Source organism: Gilliamella apis, from assembly GCF_030758615.1.
Taxonomy (GTDB): domain Bacteria; phylum Pseudomonadota; class Gammaproteobacteria; order Enterobacterales; family Orbaceae; genus Gilliamella; species Gilliamella apis_A.
Window position 1 is genome coordinate 1,066,023 of the sequence record NZ_CP132381.1, and the last position, 17,353, is coordinate 1,083,375.

Consider the following 17,353-nt stretch of genomic DNA (forward strand, 5'->3'; position numbering starts at 1 on the left):
TTAATTTTTTATAATTTTTTACCGGTTATACGGCACCATTCATCCTGTTCAATAACCGGATCAAGGACAAACTCAGTTTGATATGCTTCACATACGCTTTGCGATTGATTAGCCAAAATTCCAGATAGTCCAAGTTCTCCTGATGGCTTTACTAATTTACTAATCTGGGGTTTAAGTTCTTTCAACGGGCCCGCCAAAATGTTAGCTACTACCACATCAGCTTGTAAATTATTAGGAATATCTTTTGCTAAATAAAGCTCAATCTTTTCACTTACTTTGTTACGTTCAGCATTGTCATGACTTGCTTGGATCGCTTGAGGATCAATATCAATGCCTATAACTCTTGCTGCACCTAATTTTAACGCAGCAATGGCTAAAATACCTGAACCACATCCATAATCGATCACAATTTTGTTATTAAGATCGAGACTATCTAGCCAAGTTAAACATAAAGCCGTCGTAGGATGAGTACCTGTACCGAAAGCTAAACCCGGATCCAACATTACATTAACCGCATTAGGATCGGGTATTTCACGCCAGCTAGGGCAAATCCACAATCGTTTACCAAATTGCATTGGATGGAAATTATCCATCCATTCTCGTTCCCAGTCTTTATCTTCCAATTGTTCGATTTTATAAGAATATTGCTCAAGATTTAAAATTGATTTTAACTCGTCAATATCTGTTTCAGCATCATATAATCCGACAACATCGGTATTCCCCCAAAGTTTTGTTTCACCAGGTAAAGGTTCAAAAACAGGGTTATCAAAAGTATCTTGAAAAGTGACTGACACTGCCCCTGATTCTTCTAATTGTTCGCTAATACTTTCAGCTAAATCACTAGTTGTGTTAATTCTGAGTTGAATCCAAGGCATAATATTTTCCCGTCTGGCCAAAATGATTGGCAATAATAAATATAACTAATCCAATAAGTAATGATGGCACTATTGGATGGAAAGCATAAATTTTAATGTTATAAACAGCAAGTAATGTGTAGCTTATAGCACCAGCAAACATCGAGCAAAAAGCACCTGTTGAATTAGCTTTTTTCCAATATAATCCTAGTACTAGAGGCCATAAGAATACTGCTTCAAGTCCACCAAAAGCTAATAAATTAAGCCATATGATCATTTCTGGTGGGTTCCATGCAGCGACAATTAATAAACCACCAAAAATAAAGGTGATGATAATTGATATGCGAGTAAGCATTTTATCACTAAATTTAGTATTTGGTCTCATCGTTAAGAACAGGTCTTTAATAATTACAGATGAAACTTGTAATAATTGTGCATTAATGGTGGACATAATTGCTGATAATGGTGCTGCCAAAAAAATTCCTGCGGCTAAAGGAGGTAAAACCTTTATAATTAATGTTGGTACAATTTGGTCTGGAATAATTAAATCACTTATTATTGCTCTTCCAAGTGCGCCAGATAGATGCATTGTTAACATGATGACTGTCACAACAGCAGTACCAATAATAATGCCTTGATGAACAGCCTTACTATCTTTATAAGCCATACAACGAACAGCGGTATGAGGTAAACCAACAACTCCAAAACAGACTAAAACCCAGAATGATGCCATAAATGGAAAGTCCATAAAATTGTCAGGGCCTTGAGGTGTTAATAAAGCAGGATCGATCTGATTTAAACGATCAACTATATTTGTAATGCCACCGCCAGCATAAATAATGGCAACTAATAACAAAATGGCGCCAATCATCATTACCAACCCTTGAAATGCATCATTTAATATGCTGGCTCTAAATCCGCCAAAAGCTGTGTAAATTACGGTACCAATACCAAAAATAAGTAATCCTATATCATAGGGAATACCTACAGATGATTGTAGTAATCGGGCTCCACCGACAAATTGTACGGTCATAGCACCAATAAAAGCCGCAATAAGCGCAATACTGGCAAAACATACAATTAGTTTGCTTTTATAATGAGAATAGAGCATATCACTTAGCGTTATTGCATTGTATTTACGCGCTAAAATTGCGAATTTTTTGCCAAGAATACCAAGTGATAATAATACGGTAGGAACTTGAATCATCGACAACAGAACCCAACCGAGACCATATTTATAAGCAGCACCTGGACCACCGATAAAAGAACTGGCACTAATATAAGTTGCAGCTAAAGTCATTGCCAGTAAAAAACCGCCCATAGTCCGATTACCAATAAAATAATCAGTAAATTGGTTTACTTTTTTTCGTTTTGCATATGCATAAATTGATAATGCAAATACAAATATAAGATAAATAACAAGAGGAAGAATAATATCTAATTGCACGGTTTAATGACCTATTCTAGTGAAATATTTTTAAATTGTTTTTTTACTATAACAAAACACAACAAGATAAAACCCAATGGTACAAATATACAGGATAGTTCAAACCATAATGGTAAACCCAAAAATCCGGTTTGATTTTTGACAATATAAGCAGTAATTACCCATGCAGCGAAGTAAATGATAGTCAGTAGCAATGAAAGTTTTGCTTCTTTATTAGCTTGCTTGTAACGAGTATCCATAATAAATAAATGGTTAAGTTATCTGGGGTGGCTTAGAGTAAAAGAAAGTAGTTAACTTAGCAAGTATATTGCAATTTATGCAACATAATATTCTAAATATATCAATTTCCGCAATTATGCTTTTACGGTATAGTGCATACAACTTAATTATCAGAAATTCAACTCATGGAGAGAATAATGTCAAATTATTTTAATACACTAAATTTACGCGAAAAATTAGAACAATTAGGTCAATGTCGTTTTATGGCGCGCGATGAATTTGCATCAGAAGCTAATTTTTTAAAAGGTAAAAAAATTGTCATCGTAGGTTGTGGTGCACAAGGTCTTAACCAAGGGCTAAATATGCGTGATTCTGGTTTAGATATTGCTTATGCATTACGTAAAGAAGCTATTGATGAAAAAAGAGCATCATGGAAAAAAGCTACTGAGAATGGTTTTAAAGTAGGAACTTATGAAGAATTAATCCCAACAGCTGATTTGGTTATCAACCTTACTCCAGATAAACAACATTCTGCTGTGGTACAAGCAGTACAACCATTAATGAAAAAAGATGCGGCATTAGGTTACTCACATGGTTTTAATATCGTTGAAGTTGGTGAAAAAATCCGACCAGATATTACTGTCGTTATGGTTGCGCCAAAATGTCCAGGAACAGAAGTTCGTGAAGAATATAAACGTGGATTTGGTGTACCAACCTTGATCGCTGTACATCCAGAAAACGATCCGAAAGGTGAAGGTCTAGCAATTGCTAAAGCATGGGCGGCAGCAACAGGTGGTCATCGTGCCGGTGTGTTACAATCTTCTTTTGTTGCTGAAGTTAAATCAGATCTAATGGGTGAACAAACTATTTTATGTGGTATGTTACAAACTGGATCATTACTTTGCTTTGATAAATTGGTTGCTGATGGCGTAGATCCAGCATATGCGTGTAAATTATTACAATTTGGTTGGGAAACGATCACTGAAGCATTAAAACAAGGTGGTATTACCTTAATGATGGATCGTTTATCAAATCCAGCTAAGTTACGCGCTAATGCGTTAGCTAAAGAATTAAAAGTGATCATGACTGATCTTTATCGTAAACATATGGATGACATTATTTCTGGTGAGTTTTCATCTACTATGATGAAAGATTGGGCTAACGATGATGTTAACTTATTGAAATGGCGTAAAGAAACAGGTGAAACTGCATTTGAAAAAGCGGCAGAATACCAAGGTAAGATTGATGAACAAGCTTATTTCGATCAAGGAGTTGTAATGGTTGCTATGGTTAAAGCTGGTGTTGAACTAGCATTTGAAACCATGCTTGAGTCTGGAATTTTACCTGAATCAGCTTATTATGAATCATTACACGAATTACCACTTATCGCAAATACTATTGCCCGTAAACGTCTGTATGAAATGAATGTTGTTATTTCAGATACAGCTGAATATGGTAACTATTTATTTGCTAATGCTGCTGTACCATTATTAAAAGAGAAATTTATGCCAATGTTACAAGCTGGTGATTTAGGGAAAGCAATCCCTGAAGGAAGTGTTGATAACGCACAACTACGTGATGTTAATGAAGCTATTCGTCATCATCCAATCGAAGTTATTGGACGTAAACTTCGTAGCTATATGACTGATATGAAACGTATTAATGTTGCAAGTTAATTCTATTAACTGATTATAAAAAGGTGCTAAATAGCACCTTTTTTTATGCTAAAAATTTGTTATTTATAATTATATATACATGCTATTTTCATTAAAATTAAATTTGATCCGAAAGGATCATTAAGATCTAAATTTAGATCTAACTTAGATCATTTTGTTCTTGAGTGGATCGACATAAAATTTTTAAAAATTAAATAATTAAAATTTTCTTATTTTAAATTTTTATTTATTTTTTATATAAATCATGATATATTTTGTTCAAATTTAGTTCAATTTGAAAGGATGAAATATCAATGAAAATGGCTTTTCGACCAACAGACAGCTGGCGTTGGTATTTTGATAATGAATATGATAGTTTAATGCTTGAAATTTCATCAGAAATGCTATTTCGTTGTAATTATGCTAGCAAAATATTAATTCCAGATGTATTTAATGAGTTTTCTTTTTCAGTTGATGATGCAACAGCTTATTATCAGTTTTATGATAGCTGTCAATCGTTGGCGTTAACTGACTCTCAAAAAATTGAATTATCCATTAATGCAATTGTTGCAGCAAATTTTTTAAAGCCACAAATGCCTAAAAGCTGGTATTTTTCTCAACAGCCAATGTTTTACCAACCTAAAGTAGCTGATGTTGTTAGCGTAAATATGCAAGAGAATGGCCAAAAAGTATGTTTATTAGTTGTTGAAGCGGGTGAAAACGCCTCACTTTGTATTATTGCACAACCAACATTTGTAGCGATGAATAAAACTTTCTATTTTTCAGAAGCAATCAAAGTGATGAATGACAGATTAGCTTTAGTTAACTCATTAGCAAAAACAGAAAATTCAGCAGTTTCTGAGAATGAGCAATTAGCATTAAAAGCCATTTCTTAATTAATATAATTTTATTCAAAATGAGTAGCAAGTTTCTACTCATTTATTAATCTATTCTTTTTTAAATTAACAATTCCATCTAATAAAATAATTTTACTTTCAATTTAATATCATTGAGAAAAGTTTAAATCGCTGCGTTTACTACGATTCAAAATTAGTCTCAGTTCAGCTGAGCTATGACCTTGTTTGGCTGCTTTTTCAAGTAAATCTACCCCTATTTCATACAATGTTGTATGTTCAATAAACATTGAACCTACTTTGTACTGGGCCTCCATATCACCATTATCTAATGCACGTTGTAATTGAGGATCTTGTTTTAATTTATTTAAAGCAATACAACTTCCCCATGTATATCCATCTTGTTCATCGAAACAGTATCTTTGATGCCAGTAAATTGCTTTGTCATAATTTTGAGTTACATAATCGCCTTTCATATACATTTCGGATAATGTTTGTTTAGATGAAAAACTACCCGCATTTGCAGCCGCTTCTAACCAATAAATTTTTTGATCAAGATTTGAATCATCGTCATACTTGAAAGCAATCTTTTCCATGATTTTAGGACTTTTAACATAATTCACGTACTTGATATAATTTTTCAATATTTCTGCATCTTTTTCGGAGGTAAAAAGCTCTGTTTTAGGATATAAATCAGCTATATGAAGAAATAATTGAGGATTGTTATCAGCAACATGTGAATAGAAATAAATTGCAGCTAAATACTTGTGGTGTGATTCACACCATTTAGCAATGGCAATGGCTATTTCAGGATCAAGTGTATCTTTATCAAATTTTTCTAATAAAGTGTAAAATTCTCGATTTTCTGAAAGCTTGAACTGTAACTGATACATTTCACATGCTCGTGAAGACGCTAGTGAGCAAGCTTGATTAAAATACATCAAAGCTTTACTTAGCTTTACTTCGTTTACATAATATTTGCTCAAATAAAGTAGGGATTTTATATTGCCTCGAGAAGCTTTCTCTTGAATATTTTCTAAGGTATCTTTATCAATTATTTTGTTTTCATGTTTATAATCTTCGTCACTAAAACTGTATTTATTATCTAATAAATCCTCAATTAGCTTTTCAATTTTAGCGTAAGCAATAAAATAGGATAAAGATGGATCATCAATATCTGTTGCATTAGCAAATTGTTGCAATGCGCTTGTTGGATCAATCTGTGGGGAGGTAAGATACTCTTGCCCAATTAAAAATGATGCATATTGATTAACATTTATCTCATTATCTGTTTTTAAACATTCAATTAAATTAATGACATAACCGTATGGTATTTTATCTGAATCTTTTAAATCTATTAATAATCTAACTGCGTTTAAATCACCATTCAGGATTGCTATTCGAATTAGTGATAATCCTTTATCCACTAATTTAGGTTTAATAAAATAATTTATGTCTGCATAATCTACTTTTTTACATCTATATGATAAGGAGTCATTATATTCTTTTTCCTCATCATATTCGTTATAGTAGATATCTTCGGTCAAAACAAAATGATCCTTCCAACTAGACACCAACTCATTAATTTTGTAAACCTTTTTACAATTTTTTAAGCTAAAATTATGCGCTAATTCGATATAATTCATACCTAATTGTGAAAGGGTACTGAGGTTTGTTGTATTGCCTTCATTTAGTTCTTTAAGAATTTTAGCTTCTTTTCCTTCCTTTATATCATCAAACACCATTTTATAATGATCCAAAGAAAATACAGCTGTAGAAAGCGAACAGAGAAATATAAATAAAAATAATTTTCTAAACATCCATGATAACCTTTTATCTTTCTTATAATTTTAATAAATTTTACGTCCTGCAAAAAAAGTTATTTTCATTTTACCAATTCTATCGTGATATCCCCTTTAGGTATACAACTACAAGCAAGAATATGTTTATTTTGTTTGACTGCTGATTGAGTTAAAGATTTTACATTTCCTTTTTTTAATAATACTGAGCAACGGCCACATACGCCAGCTCGACAAGAATTAGGGAGTGAAATATGATGTTGTTCGAGTTGTTCTAAAATTGTTTGCTGATTATTACCGACAATTTTTTTATCTTCGAATGTAATTGTACAAAGTTGAGAGTCTTTTGTTGTTTGTTTAGGGAAGTTTTTTATGTAATTTTTAGCAGGTTGCCGCTCAAGTATCTCAATGTTATCGCCAATAGATACACTGCCATGATTGCGAGCAATCATATTTATGCCAAAATCGATTTTCCCTTCTAAATCAGCTCTAAAGTAACCTAAAGTTCTTAAAGGTTCATTATTCGGTAATGCTTTGGCCGAATTAACATTGAAGGTGGTTAGTACACAACGGGTACAAGGTTTAACGATATCAAAAATTACTTCGCCTATTTTAATCGTTTTCCATCCATCTTCAGCAAACGGAAGAGCACCATCAATAATAATATTGCCACGAAATTGCTGAATATCCAATGTTTCAGGACATTGCTGTTGCAGATAATTGAATGAAGCTTGATTTAATAATAAATAGGGATAACCATCGGCAAAACTTACCGGTACGTCTGGGTAGCGTTTAGTTCTTCTGGTTAGTTGTTTGCCTATCCAGCGCATTTGTACATCTTTTTTGAGAATATGACTAAAAAATTGATTAACTTTTATTGGTGCAATATGTGAGGTGAAGTGATTTCCCCAGACCTCTGTGGCTTCATTGCTTAATGAAAACTCATCAAAATCAATAGTTATTGATTGGTTAGTTGGCAGCGAAACCCTTATTTTATTATTTTGTAAAGTAGTTTTAAGTTTTAAAAGTACTGGATATTGTCTAGCCGTAATAAAGGTGCCATCTGGTTCACTTATCATCAAAATACGGTCATATTTAAAACCACCATCAATACTATTGGCGGCTGTTAATGCTATACCTTGCATCGATTTAATAGGATAGATAAATAGTTGGTTAACTTTGATCATTATGTTTAAAAACTTAAATTTATTATTAAATAAAATTATATAGCCAATTTCTTATAGTGGGAGAATAATATGGTAAATTATTTTGGTTTGCTTAATCATCTTATTTTTTGATAACTGATATCAACAATAACATAATATGTTTTACCATTTGGTGTTAAAACTGATATTTCATCATCAATTTTATGACCTATTAAGGCTCTAGCAACAGGACTATTAATTGATATCCAATTTTTTTTCGGATCAAATTCATCAGCACCAACAATACGATAAATATGTAATTCTCCAGATTCATCTTCAAGTTTTACCCATGCGCCAAAAAAAACCTTACCTTCTTGACGTGGATCTGGATCAACGATGGTTAGCGTCTCTAAACGTTTAGTTAGAAAACGAACTCGTCTATCAATTTCGCGTAACCTTCTTTTTCCATAAATGTATTCGGCATTTTCACTACGATCACCGAGTGCTGCGGCATCAGATACTGCCTGAGTTACTTTAGGTCTTTCTTCTTTCCATAAATATTTCAACTCACGATCGAGTGCCAAGTAGCCTTCTCTTGTTATATAATTAGCTTTTTGCATGATGAATATAAATTCCGTTAATCGACAAGATATACAGAGATACCATGATAAATAATCAAATTAGCCATATTATAGCGGGTGAATTAACCGTAAAACCAGAACAAGTTTTAGCCGCCATTCAATTATTAGACGATGGAAGCACCGTGCCATTTATTGCTCGGTATCGTAAAGAGGTAACGGGAGGATTAGATGATACCCAGTTACGTACTTTAGATAGTCGTTTAAGTTATTTGCGAGAACTTGAAGATCGTAAACTAACGATTTTAAAATCAATTGAGGAACAAGGTAAATTAACCTCTGAATTAAGTCAAAAAATTACCAATACCCTTAGTAAGACCGAATTAGAAGATCTCTATCTCCCTTATAAACCAAAACGTCGTACTCGTGGGCAAATTGCAATCGAAGCAGGTCTTGAACCACTTGCTGATAATTTATGGCAACGCCCGGATCTCAATCCAGAAGCAGAAGCTGAAAAATATATTGATTCAGAAAAAGGTGTAGCTGATACTAAATCAGCATTAGATGGAGCGCGTTATATTTTAATGGAGCGCTTTGCCGAAGACGCCGCTTTACTAGCTAAAGTTCGTCATTATCTTTGGAATAATGCCCACCTTGTTTCTCAAGTTATTACCGGTAAAGAGGAAGAAGGTGCTAAATTTAGAGATTATTTTGCGCAAAGTGAACTTATTTCCAAAGTACCATCACATCGAGCTTTAGCGATGTTCCGTGGTCGAAATGAAGGATTTTTACAGTTATCATTAAATGCTGATCCACAGTTTGAAGAAGCACCTAAAGAGAGTTATTGCGAGCAGATTGTTACTGAACATTTAGGTGTGCGCTTCAACGATCAGCCAGCTGATAAGTGGCGAAAAGCAGTGATCAACTGGACATGGCGCATTAAAATCTTAATGCATATGGAAACTGAACTTATGACTACGCTGCGAGAAAGAGCTGAGGAAGAAGCTATCAACGTTTTTGCGGCTAACCTTCATGATATGTTAATGGCCGCACCGGCTGGTATGAAAGTTACCATGGGTATGGATCCGGGTTTACGTACCGGTGTTAAAATTGCTGTTGTTGATGGAACAGGAAAATTAGTTGCTACCGAAACTATTTATCCACATACCGGTCAGGCGGATAAAGCGGCAATGGTTGTTGCGGCGTTATGTATAAAATATCAAGTTGAACTTGTCGCAATCGGTAATGGTACGGCTTCACGAGAGACAGAACGTTTTTATCTTGATGTACAAAAGAAATATCCAGAAGTAAAAGGTCAAAAAGTGATTGTAAGTGAAGCTGGTGCATCTGTTTATTCGGCTTCAGAACTTGCTGCACAAGAGTTTCCTGATTTAGATGTATCAATTCGAGGAGCCGTTTCAATCGCTCGACGCTTACAAGATCCATTAGCTGAATTAGTGAAAATTGATCCAAAATCGATAGGTGTTGGTCAATATCAACATGATGTAAGTCAAACTCAATTAGCTAAAAAACTTGATGCAGTAGTTGAAGATGGGGTAAATGCGGTAGGGGTTAACTTAAATACAGCCTCTATGATGTTACTTGCTCGTATTGCTGGCCTTAATAAAGTGATCGCCCAAAATATTGTCGATTGGCGTAACCAAAATGGTCAATTTACTGATAGAAAACAATTATTAAAAGTGTCACGATTAGGTCCCAAAGCTTTTGAACAATGTGCCGGTTTTTTAAGAATTATGGAAGGTGCAAATCCGCTTGATGCATCAGCGGTTCATCCGGAGGCCTATCCTGTTGTTGAAAGGATTTTAGAAAAAAATCATAAAGCCTTAAAAGACATTTTAGGTGATTCGAATTATCTTAAATCACTAAAAGCTATCGATTATGTTGATGGCCATTTTGGTGTGCCGACAGTAACTGATATTATTAAAGAATTAGATAAACCAGGACGAGATCCAAGGCCTGAATTTAAAACAGCGCAATTTGCCGATAACATTGAAACAATGGAAGACCTAAAAATCGGTATGGTTATGGAAGGGGCTGTAACTAATGTGACAAATTTTGGTGCTTTTGTTGATATCGGTGTGCATCAAGATGGTCTAGTTCATATTTCAGCATTATCAGATCGATTTGTTGATGATCCGCGAAGCATTGTAAAAGCAGGCGATATTGTTAAAGTGAAAGTAATAGAAGTTGATATTGCCCGAAAACGTATTGCTTTATCAATGCGTTTAGATGATACAGCTACGCCGAAACAAGATAGTAGCAGATCGGCTAACAATAAGGTATCTAATAAAAATCAATCTGCTGCAACGCTGACTAACAGTGCTATGGGTAATGCATTTGCTGCCGCATTTAAAAAAGGCAAGTAATTATATATCAAATTAAAAAGAGGGGAATTATCCCCTTTTTGATTATTGAGATATAACTTAATTAATATCATTACTTTTAAATTCTTCAATGAATTAGTATTAATAAACGGAAAATAATTTTTTTTACTATTCCCTTATCAAAGTATAATCATATATAATAATGCTACTACTAAATTTGAATTAATTAGTAACTGTTTTCAAATTCAGTTTCTTTATTGAGTCTTACCTTTTTAGCTTTTCCAAATTTTGTCTGATGTTCTTATTTTACAAGTTTTAAAATTTAGGATGTTACGATTTAAGTCTTAAACAACAAACAAATTGTTGTAGTCAAATTATTTTGTTCGAGCCGTATATTAGATATGGATGAATTTCTGTTAGAAAAATAACGATTTTAATTGTCTTAGCTCTGATATTAACGGGTAACAATTTTTGAACAACTTATAAAAATTGTTAATTCACTAATGCTTCAAATCAATAATCTTATTCGGATAGGCGGAGAAGTTTATGAGTAGAGGAGTAGCGATGAATAATTGTACTGTTGTTTTAAAAAAAATTTCTTTGAGATTATTTTTCAAAAAGAGATTATTGCTATTAATGTTATTGATTTTTTCCAATAATCTATTTGCAATTTTATCATTATCCGTGACTACGCAAATGTATATTCATGGTAATGCTCCTGAAATTAAAATGTCAGGTAGTGCAAAAGCGCTTAATGGTATTCAACTAAAATTGCAGGTACCAAATAATGCTCCTCTAGTTATTACCCCAGGTTCGTCTAATGAAATATCTGTTGCTTATGATACCTCACCAAGCATGTATTCATTTGATATTGATTTTTCAGCCATGAACGATGATGATATTATTGATGTTGATGGTGATTATTTGGGAAGTAGCAAAAATTTTAAAGTGGATAGTGTAACAGCTGAATGGCGTGATAGTAAAAATAATATAATTTCTTCTGATTCAACAGCTCCATTAGGTAGTAATATTTGTAATTCAGCTACTTATAAAGGTGATTCAACACTAAAACTTACTTTTAGTATTTCTGCTAAAACTCAGTATGGTAATCCCGCCGAATCTCAGCCTAAAGAAATTTCAAAAACATTTACCGTAAAAGCTAACGATGGTATTTGTTATATTAGACCAGGGGTATTAGCCATAATTGCAAAAGGTGGTTGGAGCGAAACGGATAATTGGTTGTCGTACGGTGCAGATACTATCAATCGTACAGATGCTTACAATCCAGATCAATTTGTTTTACATTCAGGATTTAAAGCTTCAGCTACTGATTCAACAGGTCATCATTTCCCTACTACTGCATTTCCTGAAGCAAGATTTAGAATTGTACCCGTAAATGCAATATCTAATTATACTTATACATTAGTTAAAAATCCTAATGGTGCTTTAATAAGTACTGCAAGGAGTTCAAATCCAGATTCAAAAAGTGAATTTAAATTTACTGACAATGCTCCCGCAAAAGATGATCAATTTATAATATTGGTAAAGAATAATCAGACTAAAGCTCAGTTTTATTATCGTTTTTCATTAAATCATTGGATGTATATATACCAACAACAGTTAAATTGGGTAGATTATAATACCGCTGAAAGGTTGTGCACTGCTAATAACGACCGATTACCATCTAGAGCCGAATTAACCAATTCATTTTTAGCTACTGGTGTAACAAATAATGAAAATTGGTATATACCTCAAAACGGTTATAAAAGAGCTATCGGTGAAGGATTAATATCCGAGTGGGGAAAACTGTATCCATATGCGCCTAATGGTATTGATAATTCAGGAAGAGATATGATGGCAGATATAACGGATTCTTTAAAACACTTTGTTGCTTATGACTTTTATTTCACTTACGAATTGTCGCAATTAAAAGATAACAATGGTTTGACAAGGCGTTATAGTATTGGTTCTGTTGAAGGTAATGTTATTGTAGAGCCAGATTCCGCTTTTACTATGTGTGTTAAGTACTGATAATTTTGCGATATTTTATGTTTCATTACAAAATTGCTAATATTTTGTAATGAAACTTCTTTTGATGCGTTTTAGTTAAATAAATTTATTACTCTAATATATTCTTAATATTATAGCCAAACGAAAAACTTCAATTTTTTGAGCTTGTAGACCTTTTAAGGTAGATAGCTATTGCCACTAGTCGCTTCGTTTATGATCTTGTTTTCAAAATATTACAAATATACACTCGGCAAAATAATATTCTGTAATCCATAATGTTTTAATTTAGCAGCAAAAGATTCGATTTGCTGTTGTGTAGCCGCTGGCCATGTTTTGGCTATGCCATGTACACCATGATTATGAAAAGCATTAATTCTGACTTTAATTTGTGGTTGTGGATTGAGTCTTATTAGAAAATTAGCAAGTTGTTTAGCACTGTTTTGCAAATCAGTATGCTCGGGAATCACTAAAAATCTGACTTCATATAGTTTTTCTATTTTGGCTAGATATTCAATGGTTTGTTTGACGCGATCATTATCCCGACCTGTGAGTTTTTTATGAACTTGAGTATCCCAAGCTTTTAGATCGATCATCGCACCGTCCATAACCTTTTCAACTTTTTGCCAGCCAGTTTCAGCTAAGTAACCATTACTATCAATAAAACAAGTCAGGTGTTTTAAATCATCTGCTTGTTTAATTGCTCGAAATAATTTTTCAATAAAAGGTAATTGTAATGTTGCTTCACCACCGCTAATTGTAATGCCATTTAGAAAAGGTAAGTATTTACGAATTTCGAGTAGAATATCTTCAACATTGTAGTTATAGGTCATTGGTGTGGATTGATAACTACAAGTATTAATACAGGTATCACATTGCTGGCAATTTGAAGATTGCCAAATCACTTTGTTATTGATAAATGTTAATGCTTGATGTGGACAGGTAGTAACGCAATCACCACAATTCTTACACCGTGAAATGGTGTAAGGATTATGGCAATTTAAACATTTAAAATTACAACCTTGTAAAAAAATAACTAACCGGTTTCCCGGTCCGTCAACACAAGAAAAAGGTAAAAGTTTATTAACGATTGCCCATGACTTGTTCATGACTAATTACTCGAGGTGTTCGGCATAAGTAACTATTGTTATCGGTATCTTCGGCTGCTTCACTACCTAAAAATGTGGTATTAATTCGTGAACCTTCTTGTTTATATTTTTTGATATCTGACAATCTCACCATATAGCCAGTTACACGGACCAGATCATTGCCACTGATATTAGCGGTAAATTCACGAAAACCAAATTTAAATGCCGCCTTACAAATCTGTACTAAGGCTAATGGGTTATTTTTAATCGTTTCATCAATGGTTAAAATATCACTAATGCCAGAGGTATAATACTTATGGTGTTTGAATAATGCCATAATATGGGTTACTGGATCTGGTTCATGACCATAAGGAATACGTAAACCTGGCGTAGCGCCTCTATCTGAACTGATGCCAGATTGAGCATGTAACATTGCTTTACCTTTCCAAGCATGCTTAATTGTATGGCTGTCAATAAAGTCAGCTAGCTGTTTAGAAATGGTTGTTGCCAATTCATTCGCATCTTCGTCAACACCATAACGTCCGGTTAAGTTAGATTTTTCTTGTAAAATATTGACTGCTTCAGCCATGGCATAAATACCGAACATTGGTGCAAATCGGGTAGCGTCAATTAATCCTTCCTTCACTAAAAAACTATTTTGGAAGAAATTAGATTTTTCATAAAGGAATTCCGATCTTGCTTTGATCAAATTTAATTGCAATTGACAATAATAAGGTAAAGTATTTTGTAAAAAGTCGGTGATACTTCTACTTTTTAACGCAACCTCTTTTAAATTGATTCTTGATAAAGTGCTACCACCACCAGCCACAGGAAGAGAGTTATAACAACTCACAACACCATAACCTTTTTCATCAAAATCTTTTTTAATCATCATATTATTAGCAATATGTGGTTTTGCTGTTTCACAAATGTTTCCAATTGCGGTATTTAGTAAAGATTCTGGTGTGATATCTTCATCATAAATAAAAGTTAAATTAGGGGCAACTTGTTTAAGTTCGCGATCAACACGTAAAATAACCCGACAGATCACATTATCGGTTGGCCCAATATTGGCATGCATAAATGCATCAGGAAGATTGCGATCCAGCATAATCCAAAAACGCTTTAATCGTGGATAAAGTTCTTCTTCTGTCAAATCACCAACATAAGGAAGTAACACTTGATCTAAACAGCCTAAATAAACCGGCATACCAGTGACCGAAGGTACGTGATGATAAGCAATAGTGAGCATATTTAATGCATCATCAAAGGTTTTTGCTGGTTCGAGTTCTAAGTATTCAGATCCTTGTTTAAGAAATTTTGCATAATCAGGTAACACATAACGAGGTTTATACGGTGCATGTCCTTCGTACATATCACAAATTACCCGTTCATTGAGCGCATTTTGCGTTTCACTATCTAAATCAACATAAGGTAAATTATTTTCTGCGGCTAATGCGAGAAGGTTCGCTTTTTGTTTGGGTGACAAATTGGCATCGGTCACTATATCGTAACAATTTTTTTGAAATTCTGTCATGTTCATAAATACCTCTATATTACCTATATGCTGAAAGCAAAGATTAAATCTTTATGACTAATCATTTAGTTATTAGCACTGAGAATTATGATTATCAGTGCCATTAGTTTTTATATTTCTGTTTTAAACCATAGAATTATTTTTCTAAAATAAAGTTAGACGGTTGATAATCGGCTGCATTAATTGGTGAATGCGCTTCAAAATATTGTTTTACTGCGTCGGCATCTCGATAACCTGTATCCACATAAGTTGGCGAGTTATTGACGATAGGGTAACCATCTCCACCAGCGGCTAAAAAGTCTAATGTTGCAATTCGATATGATTTTTGCAAATCAATTGGTTCATTATTAATTTTAATGTCGCTGATAGTATCGCCAGTTTTAGTTAGGCTAATATTTTTTAAATGCGTATAACCACCCGAACCCTGTTTTTTACCTAATGCAACTTTAAGATAATCGATTAATTCATTTCCGGTTAATTCAAAGTAAACAACACTATTACCAAATGGTTCAACTTTCAAAATATCACGATAAGTAATATCGCCTTCTATAAGTGAGTCACGAATCATACCTCCAGACATAATACCAATATCGGCATTTGTCTTTTCAATAAAGGCACTAAGTAATAATTGCCCCATATTACTTTGTTGATATCTAACTACGTTACGATCGCCTTCTAAACGACCGGTTAACTCACCACTTTTAATGAGTAATTGTTGTTTACCTTGTTCTTGATAAGGTTTTAGTGTTTCCAACAGTTTTTTATCCTGTTCGATTTCACTGGTGTAATATTCAAGACGTTTGGTATTGTTACCGTTATCAACTTCTTTTTTCAAATTAATTGGAATTAACTGATAATTTTTGAGGGTAATTTTACCGTTTAAGAATACGAAGTCAGCACGACCAACATATTTCCCCCATTCATGAGCTTGAACAATCCACGTACCATTTTGTTGATCTGGAGCACAAGGTGTTCCAGGGACATATTCGGTAATACGTTTGTTAGGGCTAGCCATACATACTGGGTTCTGTGAGTGGCCACCGACAATCATATCTAGTTCACCAGCTTTTAATCCTCGGGCTAGCTCAACATCACCTGGAGCCATTGAACCATGCTCACCATTTTCATAATGCCCCATATGAGTAACCGCAATAATCATATCTGGACGTTCATTGCTTTTAATTTGGCTAATGACTTTTTCCGCTTCTGGTAGCGTTTTACGAAATTCAACACCATCGGTATTTTTAGGCGAAGCAAGGAAAATAGTGTCATCAGTGGTTAAACCAAATACTGCAACTTTAATACCATTTAAATCAAATATTTTATAGGCATCAAAAACACGATTATCGGTATTTTTGAAGTAAGTATTTGCTGATAAAAATGGAAAATGAGCCCATTTTTGTTGTTCACGAATAATCGCTAACGGATGATCAAATTCGTGATTACCTACTGCCATTGCATCATAGCCAATTTCATTCATACCGATAAAATCGGGCTTTGCTTGTAACACATCGGATTCAGGAACACCAGTATTAATGTCTCCGCCAGAAAGCAGAAGTAATTTTCCGCCTTTTTCTGCTACTTCTTTTCTTATTTGGTCAACAACTGTTTTTTGTGCTGCTAACCCATATTCACCAATATCATTTTGCCAAAAACGGCCATGATGATCGTTAGTATGTAAAATAGTAAAAGAATAGGACTTGTCTTTTTCCCAAGCAGGTGCCGTAGACTGTTTGGTAGCAACAGCTGCGAATGAATTGACTGAAAACAAACTTAAAATAACAAGTAGTGACAGTTTTTTGTTTAATTTTAAACGATGCATGAT

General features: G+C 33.7%; 12 protein-coding genes and 1 pseudogene. 4 read left to right on the forward strand and 9 right to left on the reverse strand.

All coding sequences use genetic code 11. The annotated features are described in order from the left end of the window. Positions 1-8: 8 nt before the first annotated feature. Genes prmA through RAM17_RS04960 form a run of 3 tightly spaced genes read right to left on the reverse strand, consistent with a single transcriptional unit; the run spans position 9 to position 2,540 of the window. Positions 9-875, reverse strand: coding sequence for a 50S ribosomal protein L11 methyltransferase (prmA, locus tag RAM17_RS04950; RefSeq protein WP_110448278.1), 867 nt, complete (start codon positions 873-875; stop codon positions 9-11). Continuing rightward, positions 850-2,301: a sodium/pantothenate symporter gene (panF, locus tag RAM17_RS04955; protein WP_110448277.1), complete on the reverse strand. Its 1,452-nt coding sequence runs from the start codon at positions 2,299-2,301 to the stop codon at positions 850-852. The genes prmA and panF overlap by 26 nt, the downstream gene beginning before the upstream one ends. An 11-nt stretch (positions 2,302-2,312) precedes the next feature. Further along, entirely contained in the window at positions 2,313-2,540 is a 228-nt protein-coding gene (locus RAM17_RS04960; protein WP_110448276.1) for a YhdT family protein, read from the reverse strand. A gap of 177 nt (positions 2,541-2,717) precedes the next feature. On the opposite strand from RAM17_RS04960, the gene ilvC reads away from it, so the two are divergent. Together ilvC and RAM17_RS04970 are read left to right on the forward strand one after the other, a co-directional pair. Then, positions 2,718-4,196: a ketol-acid reductoisomerase gene (gene ilvC / locus RAM17_RS04965; protein ID WP_065614117.1), complete on the forward strand. Its 1,479-nt coding sequence runs from the start codon at positions 2,718-2,720 to the stop codon at positions 4,194-4,196. Positions 4,197-4,489: 293 nt separating this feature from the next. Continuing rightward, positions 4,490-5,071 (forward strand): cell division protein ZapC, encoded by a 582-nt coding sequence (locus tag RAM17_RS04970; RefSeq protein ID WP_198199184.1) that lies wholly within the window; start codon positions 4,490-4,492, stop codon positions 5,069-5,071. A gap of 110 nt (positions 5,072-5,181) precedes the next feature. Here RAM17_RS04970 and RAM17_RS04975 read toward each other — a convergent pair whose 3' ends face one another. From RAM17_RS04975 to greB, 3 genes are all read right to left on the reverse strand, one after another. Then, on the reverse strand, positions 5,182-6,849 hold the full coding sequence (locus tag RAM17_RS04975; protein WP_110448275.1) for a tetratricopeptide repeat protein: 1,668 nt from the start codon (positions 6,847-6,849) through the stop codon (positions 5,182-5,184). A gap of 65 nt (positions 6,850-6,914) precedes the next feature. After that, positions 6,915-8,015 carry a YcbX family protein gene (locus RAM17_RS04980; RefSeq protein WP_110448274.1) on the reverse strand — a complete coding sequence of 367 codons (1,101 nt, stop codon included), beginning with the start codon at positions 8,013-8,015 and terminating at the stop codon, positions 6,915-6,917. 95 nt (positions 8,016-8,110) lie between these two features. Continuing rightward, positions 8,111-8,593: a transcription elongation factor GreB gene (gene greB / locus RAM17_RS04985; protein WP_110448273.1), complete on the reverse strand. Its 483-nt coding sequence runs from the start codon at positions 8,591-8,593 to the stop codon at positions 8,111-8,113. 44 nt (positions 8,594-8,637) lie between these two features. On the opposite strand from greB, the pseudogene RAM17_RS04990 reads away from it, so the two are divergent. Next, positions 8,638-10,803 (forward strand): annotated as a pseudogene (locus RAM17_RS04990) (Tex family protein); the annotation flags it as partial. 639 nt (positions 10,804-11,442) lie between these two features. After that, the gene (locus RAM17_RS04995) at positions 11,443-12,927 is read left to right on the forward strand and encodes a hypothetical protein (protein ID WP_146208343.1); all 1,485 of its coding nucleotides are present in this window, start codon (positions 11,443-11,445) and stop codon (positions 12,925-12,927) included. Between the two features lie 212 nt (positions 12,928-13,139). Here RAM17_RS04995 and RAM17_RS05000 read toward each other — a convergent pair whose 3' ends face one another. From RAM17_RS05000 to ushA, 3 genes are all read right to left on the reverse strand, one after another. Continuing rightward, positions 13,140-14,012: a YjjW family glycine radical enzyme activase gene (locus tag RAM17_RS05000; RefSeq protein ID WP_110448270.1), complete on the reverse strand. Its 873-nt coding sequence runs from the start codon at positions 14,010-14,012 to the stop codon at positions 13,140-13,142. Further along, on the reverse strand, positions 13,987-15,534 hold the full coding sequence (locus RAM17_RS05005) for a YjjI family glycine radical enzyme (RefSeq protein WP_198221821.1): 1,548 nt from the start codon (positions 15,532-15,534) through the stop codon (positions 13,987-13,989). The genes RAM17_RS05000 and RAM17_RS05005 overlap by 26 nt, the downstream gene beginning before the upstream one ends. Positions 15,535-15,664: 130 nt before the next feature. Beyond that, the gene (ushA, locus tag RAM17_RS05010) at positions 15,665-17,350 is read right to left on the reverse strand and encodes a bifunctional UDP-sugar hydrolase/5'-nucleotidase UshA (protein WP_110448268.1); all 1,686 of its coding nucleotides are present in this window, start codon (positions 17,348-17,350) and stop codon (positions 15,665-15,667) included. Positions 17,351-17,353: the final 3 nt, after the last annotated feature.

Excerpts from the sequence above, each read along its gene's own strand:
- RAM17_RS05005 (WP_198221821.1), bottom strand. The coding sequence starts at position 15,534 with ATGAACATGACAGAATTTCAAAAAAATTGTTACGATATAGTGACCGAT.
- RAM17_RS04960 (WP_110448276.1), bottom strand. The coding sequence starts at position 2,540 with ATGGATACTCGTTACAAGCAAGCTAATAAAGAAGCAAAACTTTCATTG.
- RAM17_RS04970 (WP_198199184.1), top strand. The coding sequence starts at position 4,490 with ATGAAAATGGCTTTTCGACCAACAGACAGCTGGCGTTGGTATTTTGAT.
- prmA (WP_110448278.1), bottom strand. The coding sequence starts at position 875 with ATGCCTTGGATTCAACTCAGAATTAACACAACTAGTGATTTAGCTGAA.
- RAM17_RS04980 (WP_110448274.1), bottom strand. The coding sequence starts at position 8,015 with ATGATCAAAGTTAACCAACTATTTATCTATCCTATTAAATCGATGCAA.
- greB (WP_110448273.1), bottom strand. The coding sequence starts at position 8,593 with ATGCAAAAAGCTAATTATATAACAAGAGAAGGCTACTTGGCACTCGAT.
- ilvC (WP_065614117.1), top strand. The coding sequence starts at position 2,718 with ATGTCAAATTATTTTAATACACTAAATTTACGCGAAAAATTAGAACAA.
- RAM17_RS05000 (WP_110448270.1), bottom strand. The coding sequence starts at position 14,012 with ATGAACAAGTCATGGGCAATCGTTAATAAACTTTTACCTTTTTCTTGT.
- RAM17_RS04995 (WP_146208343.1), top strand. The coding sequence starts at position 11,443 with ATGAGTAGAGGAGTAGCGATGAATAATTGTACTGTTGTTTTAAAAAAA.
- RAM17_RS04975 (WP_110448275.1), bottom strand. The coding sequence starts at position 6,849 with ATGTTTAGAAAATTATTTTTATTTATATTTCTCTGTTCGCTTTCTACA.
- ushA (WP_110448268.1), bottom strand. The coding sequence starts at position 17,350 with ATGCATCGTTTAAAATTAAACAAAAAACTGTCACTACTTGTTATTTTA.